Below are 5,804 nucleotides of genomic sequence, written 5' to 3' on the forward strand. Positions count from 1 at the left end.
CCCTCCGACGGCCCGGCGGCCAGCCCCTCCTGCCCCGGTCCTCGCCGAACTCCAGCCGCGCGATGGCGCTCGGCATCGCGACGGAAGGCAGCACGATCCGCCACATCTCCTCGACACGCTGCGGCATGTCCGCCCGGCCCGACTCGATGGAGGAGTGCATCTGGGCGCCGGTACAGGCGTTGACGATCAGCCGGGACAACGCGTCCGCGCAGACCGTCTTGCGCAGTTCCCGCTTGGCCTGCGCGACGCGGAAGTCGGAGGCGATGACCTCCGTCCACTGCCGGTGCGAGTTCTCCTCCGGCGCGATGAACTGCTCCTGCTCCATCACCAGACGGGCGCCGGCGAACAGCACGGCGTCGCCGACCAGTCCGTACGCCCAGGTCAGCGTGATGTCGACGGCGTGCTGCAGCCCCTCGGACTGCTGCGGCGGGCTGACCCGGCCGGGCTGCGCGCGCACGATCTCGCGGGCGAGCTCCTCCTTCGACTTGAAGTGGAAGTAGACCGCGCCGAGCGTCAGCCCCGCCCGGTCGGCGATCTTCGAGACGCTGGCGCCGGCGAACCCGAGCTCACCGAAGACCTCGGCGCCCGCCTGGACGAGCGCCTCTCTCGTTCGTACCGCTCGCTCCTGCTTCACAGTTCGCGTTCGCTGCACCATGCGGTCTCCCTGGCTCACCACTCGACAAAGAAAAGAATGAACACTATTTTATTTGTTCGATCATGCATCGTCCAGCCGTACCAGGCTGGGCGTGGGCAGCTCAGGGGGGAGCAGCACCATGTCTCACACCAGCGTTGCAGCATCACCGGTCGCAGAGCGGGCCCGGACCGGGGCCGGGCCCAAGGAGCCCAAGGACTACGTCGGCAAACGGGACCTCTCGGAGGCCCTCGTCGTCGACTGCCGCCATCTGTGCGACACCGAACAGATCGTCACCGTCGAGTGGCCGGACGCCCACGACTTCTACACCCTGACCCCGCACACCCACAGCCCGCTGCTCTTCACCGAGAGCGTGCGCCAGGCGCTCGCCGTGTCCTGCCACACGGCGCAGGGCGTCCCCATGGACTACCGCCTGGGCTGGGAGTACCTGCGCTCGGACGTGGTCGCCGACGCCCTGCGGACCGCCGGGCGGCCGACCGCCGTCCGGCTGCGGGTCGTCCACTCGGCGGTCAAGCGCCGCAGACTGGGCTCGGTCCAGCTGGTCGCCCATGTCGAGGGCACCGTCGACGGCGCGTACGCGGGTTCCGCCGAGATCCACTACAGCGCCCACCCGGGCGTCATCTACGACCGGCTGCGCGGCCCGTACGCCGATGCCCGCGCCGCCTTCCGCCAGGCCCTGCCGCCCACCCCCGCCGTCTCTCCCGAGCGCGTGCGGCGTCTGCGGACCCGCGATGTGGTCATCTCCCCCACCGGCGAGGCGGACCGCTGGCGGATGCGCGTCGACACCAGCCACTCCGTGCTGTACGACCACCCGCACGACCACATACCCGGCATGGTGCTCCTGGAGGCGGCCGGCCAGGCGGCACAGGCGCGACTGGGGTTCCCCTCGCTTCCGGTCGGCTTCGACACCGCCTTCGACCGGTACGTCGAGTTCGACGCGCCCTGCTGGCTCACCACCACCCCGCTGCGACCCGATCTCCACGGTCGGCCCCGCGTACGGGTCGACGCGCACCAGCGCGACCGGAGGGTCTTCACCGCCGCCGTGACCCTCGCGCCGACCCCCGCCACCTGATCGAGACGGTCCTCGCCGGACCACTTCCGTGCGCGCTGCGCCCCGACGCGATCAGCTCCACGCCCCCGCCGCCGCGGCCCGCTCCGCGTACGCCGTGAAGTCCACCGGCTCCCGGCCCAGGACACGCCGCACACCGTCGGCCGGAGCGGCCGTGTGCCCCTCGCGGTGGAGGGCGAACATGGTGCCGAGGGCCCGGGCCACCGCTTCCGGATAGCCGTCGGCCAGCAGTTCCGCGTGGTACTCCTCCGGGGTCAGCTCCACGTACCGGATCTCCCGGCCGGCCGCCCGGGCCATCGTCGCGACGGCGTCGCCGAACGTCAGCCCGCGCGGTCCGGAGACCTCGTGCACTCCGTCGGTGTGACCGGTGCGCGTGAGCAGGACGGCGGCCACCGCCGCGACGTCGTCCGCGTCGACGAAGGGCTCCTCGACGTCCCCGATGGGCAGGGCCAGGCGGCCGTCGCGCAGCGGCCGCCACCACAGGTCCTCGTCGAAGTTCTGGTTGAAGTTGTTCGCCCGGAGGACGGCCCACTCGGCGCCGGAGCCGCGCACCGCCTCCTCGGCCGTGACCATGCCCTGCCCGAAGTCCGGGCCCACGTGCTCGATGCCCCGGCCCGAGAGGACCACGAACCGGCCGACACCCGCCCGTACGGCCCGGGCGGTGAACTCCGGCACCGCCGCGTACCCCTCGTCGGGGGCGACCAGGTAGACGGCCGACGCGCCCTCCAGGGCGCCGGGCCAGGTGGCGGGGTCGGTCCAGTCGAAGCGGACGTCGCCGGAGCGGGACGCGGCCCGGACGGGAACGCCCGTGGCGCGCAGCTCGCGCACCACGCGGCGACCGGTCTTGCCGGTCGCTCCCAGGACGAGAACAGAATCAGTATGCGAATCGGTGCTGAGGGGAACATTGTTCTGCATGCGACGAGTCAATCCGCCTGCCGCACCGCAGGCCATGGGTGATCGTCCGCACCGCATGCCCATGAGTCCGCGCCCGCGGCACCCCGCATAACGTGTCGTCATGGACCTCTTCGACGACCTGCTGCGCGGCGTGCGGGCCAACGGCGCGGCCCTCGGCGGCTCGGTGCTGACACCGCCGTGGGCACTGCGCTTCGCGGACCACGCCCACCTCACCCTGTGCGTACCGCTGCGCGGCGAGGGCTGGATCGTCCGGGACGACGGCGGGGAACCCCACCGGCTGCGCACGGGCGAGGCCGCGATCGTGCGCGGCCCCGGGCCGTTCGTGTTCACGGACGACCCGCGGTCGTCGGCCGTCCGGCCGGAGCCTGCGCGGGACGCCGAGACCGACGCCGACATCGACGGCCGTACGGTCCTCCTGGCGGGCAGCTACCACGTCCCCGGCGAGGTACCGCGTCGGCTGCTGCGGGCCCTGCCGCCGGTGGCCGTCGTCCCCGACGAGCACGACTGCGCGGCCATGCGCGGCTATCTGGAGGACCAGCTCACCCGCGGTCTGCCCGGACGCCGGATCGTGACCGACCGGCTGCTCGACTGGCTGCTGGTGTGCACGTTGCGCGAGTGGTTCGACCGGCCCGAGGCCGCCCCGCCCGCCTGGTACCGCGCGCTGGGGGACGACGTGGTGGGCCCCGCCCTGCGGGCCATGCACGACGCCCCGGAACGGGCCTGGACCCTGGCCTCCCTGGCGGCAGTGGCCGGTGTGTCCCGTTCCACCTTCGCCAAGCACTTCCAGGAGCGGCTCGGCGAGCCGCCGCTCACGTATCTGACGGAATGGCGGATGACCCTGGCCGCCGATCTGCTGACCGAACCCGGCACCACGGTCGCCTCGGCCGCCCGCCGCGTCGGCTACGCCGATCCGTCCGGCTTCAGCACGGCCTTCAAGAGGGTCAAGGGGGCGAGCCCGAGCGCCTTTTCCACCTCCGCGGCCGAGTCGATGACACGCCCCATACCCTGAGCGGACGCATGCCTCAGCCCGCGCCGAGGGCGGCGACGACCTCGGGGACGCTCGGCTTGTGCGGGGGGACGGCGTTCAGCCGAAGGCAGCAGGTGTCGCGGCTCAGGCTGTGGCCGATGTATCTGGGGCTGACCATCGTGCACGGCATCAGGAAACGAGCGGCGAAGTCGGTCCATTCGGCTTTGCTCAACAGTCGTCTGCCGTAGTAATGGAAGAAGCGCCCGCTGGTCAGCAGATACCCCGGGATGCCGCCGGTCACCTGGAGAACCGCCTTGCCCAGCTCCTCCCGGCCCAGGAATCCCTCCGGATGAAGATTCATGAGCGCGAGATGCCCGAGGAGCCCCATGTCCTCGTCCCTGATCCTGGAGGCCACCGAAAGAGCCAGTCTGCACTCCCCGGCGGCCCGGTAGAGCTTCGCGGCCGATTCGCGGTCTCCGACTTTGACGAAGAACGACTCGAACGGGCCGTGCAACAGCGACTCCGGCAGTGACTCGATTCTCTGCCGGGCCGTGACGTTGCGCTGCCGCCAATTGACCCCGACCTCATGGATGGCGAACTCGAAGAAGAACTCCGAGGGCACCCCCAACTCGTCCATGACGAGAGTTCGAAGAGCATCCATGGCCGTCGTGCCTATCGGGACGACCAACGTCAGAACACCGACATGAACGCGATGACCGCCCCCAACAGCGTGAGTACGGCCGCCAGCAGATCCTTGTTCTCCCGCAGCACTCTCACCCACCGTTTGACCGGCCGCTCGGTGTCAGGAATGATCTCGTGATCCCGCCAGGTGCGGACCTTGTCCGCGGTGCTGACCGGTGTACGGGACAGCCGTGACGGGGAACCGGCGAGAAGGAAATCCAAGTAGACCGGATTGACCATCAAGGGTCCGTCCCGCAGCTCACGGAAATCCCTGATCTGGCGCTCGGTGAGCCACCGGTCCTGCATCCGGACGCGCAACGGCCCGTCCACCCGCACCCCGTACAGGACACACGGATAGTGGGCCAGGCTGCCCGCGTTGCCGCTCAGTCCATAGGCCGTCAGCGGTTCATCGTTCAGCCGGGACAGGGACAGGCGCTGCGCGGCGAGCCCGAGTTCCTCGACGATCTCCCTGGTGACCGTCGTGAGGAAGTCGCCCCCGTCGGCGGCCTCCTGCTTGCCGCCGATGAAGTTGAGCCGCCCCCAGTCCTGGTTGATCTCGAACAGGTAGCAGTCGTCGCCCTTGTCGTTGACCGCGTGGAAGACGGCGAACGCGACCGGCCGTTCCGCCAGCGGGCGTACATCCCGACCGGCTCGCCGGGTGAGGTCGATACGGCGGAGTTCGAACTGGGTGAGCAGCTCCAGCGCGCTCATCGACTCCTCCGGAATGACGCGGGCCACGTTCCAGCTGTCGATCAGCGTGAGGGATTCCGAGAGATAGATATGGAGGAGCTGCGGGACGTGCCTCGCCAGCCTCCCGGAGGGCCTCAATTGATAACTGCCCCCGGATTCTTCGACCCGAAGTGCACCGAGGGCGCACAGGAACGCGATGAACATCCGCATGTGCGGCTTGCGATCGAGCCGGGTCCGGCTCACCGCGGCCTCGCCACCGCGTGAGAATTCCTCGGCCAGGGATCGCACGTCGTCGAGCTCGTCGCCGCCCAGCAGCGCCACCGGAGTTCTGCCCGTACGGCCCGGGCGTCGAGCCGGACGCAGCTCGGATTCCGTGAAGTACTTCAACAGAGGCTTCCCCGGCTGCATCATCGACCTCGCGGGATCGGGTATCACGTCGCTCACCGGTTCGGGCACGGTCGACGGAAGGCCGAGCGAACGGCCATCATTATGGCCCACCGCAGAGTCCGTGACCAGAACACCACAGCGAGGACGGGACAGCGACAGTCGGAAGAATCCGAAAGGCGATCTTCCGCTGCCGGAAAAGGAGTTGTTGCTGTTTCCCTTGTGGAATCGATGCCGATCAGGACGGCCGTCCGCCTGTGGGTCGCGGTCACTCATGCCGGAGATGTTGCCGCGTGGGCGGAAGGGCCGCCGTCGGTTCCGGAGCCGCGTCCTTCTTTCCGGCTACGCCTGGCGTCCCCGACGGCAAGGCCTCGCACCGGCACACAGCCCCGAATCGGCCGGAACGCGCGGCGCGGCCTCACCCCCGCTCCGGCTCCCCCTCCGAC

General features: G+C 70.1%; 6 protein-coding genes. 2 read left to right on the top strand and 4 right to left on the bottom strand.

Features of this window, described 5'->3' with window-relative positions:
• A partial coding sequence (locus tag K6I34_RS29930) for a ScbR family autoregulator-binding transcription factor (protein ID WP_229330669.1) occupies positions 1-655 on the bottom strand: 655 nt, incomplete at its 3' end.
• A gap of 118 nt (positions 656-773) precedes the next feature.
• On the opposite strand from K6I34_RS29930, the gene K6I34_RS29935 reads away from it, so the two are divergent.
• A complete protein-coding gene (locus K6I34_RS29935; RefSeq protein ID WP_229330671.1) occupies positions 774-1,724 on the top strand; it encodes a ScbA/BarX family gamma-butyrolactone biosynthesis protein in 951 nt (316 codons plus the stop codon).
• Positions 1,725-1,775: 51 nt separating this feature from the next.
• Here the strand turns inward: K6I34_RS29935 and K6I34_RS29940 are convergent, their stop codons facing one another.
• Positions 1,776-2,636 (bottom strand): NAD(P)H-binding protein, encoded by an 861-nt coding sequence (locus K6I34_RS29940; RefSeq protein WP_229330673.1) that lies wholly within the window; start codon positions 2,634-2,636, stop codon positions 1,776-1,778.
• 100 nt (positions 2,637-2,736) lie between these two features.
• Here K6I34_RS29940 and K6I34_RS29945 point away from each other — a divergent pair, with 100 nt between their 5' ends.
• The gene (locus K6I34_RS29945) at positions 2,737-3,645 is read left to right on the top strand and encodes an AraC family transcriptional regulator (protein WP_229330675.1); all 909 of its coding nucleotides are present in this window, start codon (positions 2,737-2,739) and stop codon (positions 3,643-3,645) included.
• A 13-nt stretch (positions 3,646-3,658) separates the two neighbouring features.
• Here the strand turns inward: K6I34_RS29945 and K6I34_RS29950 are convergent, their stop codons facing one another.
• A complete protein-coding gene (locus K6I34_RS29950) occupies positions 3,659-4,264 on the bottom strand; it encodes a hypothetical protein (RefSeq protein ID WP_229330677.1) in 606 nt (201 codons plus the stop codon).
• Between the two features lie 29 nt (positions 4,265-4,293).
• On the bottom strand, positions 4,294-5,361 hold the full coding sequence (locus K6I34_RS29955) for a hypothetical protein (protein ID WP_229330679.1): 1,068 nt from the start codon (positions 5,359-5,361) through the stop codon (positions 4,294-4,296).
• Between the last annotated feature and the right edge of the window lie 443 nt (positions 5,362-5,804).

Origin of the sequence: Streptomyces sp. UNOC14_S4 (assembly GCF_020740835.1) — a bacterium.
Classification (GTDB): Bacteria; Actinomycetota; Actinomycetes; order Streptomycetales; family Streptomycetaceae; genus Streptomyces.

Coding starts and splice junctions, on each gene's coding strand:
- K6I34_RS29940 (WP_229330673.1), bottom strand. CDS start 2,636: ATGCAGAACAATGTTCCCCTCAGCACCGATTCGCATACTGATTCTGTT.
- K6I34_RS29945 (WP_229330675.1), top strand. CDS start 2,737: ATGGACCTCTTCGACGACCTGCTGCGCGGCGTGCGGGCCAACGGCGCG.
- K6I34_RS29950 (WP_229330677.1), bottom strand. CDS start 4,264: ATGGATGCTCTTCGAACTCTCGTCATGGACGAGTTGGGGGTGCCCTCG.
- K6I34_RS29935 (WP_229330671.1), top strand. CDS start 774: ATGTCTCACACCAGCGTTGCAGCATCACCGGTCGCAGAGCGGGCCCGG.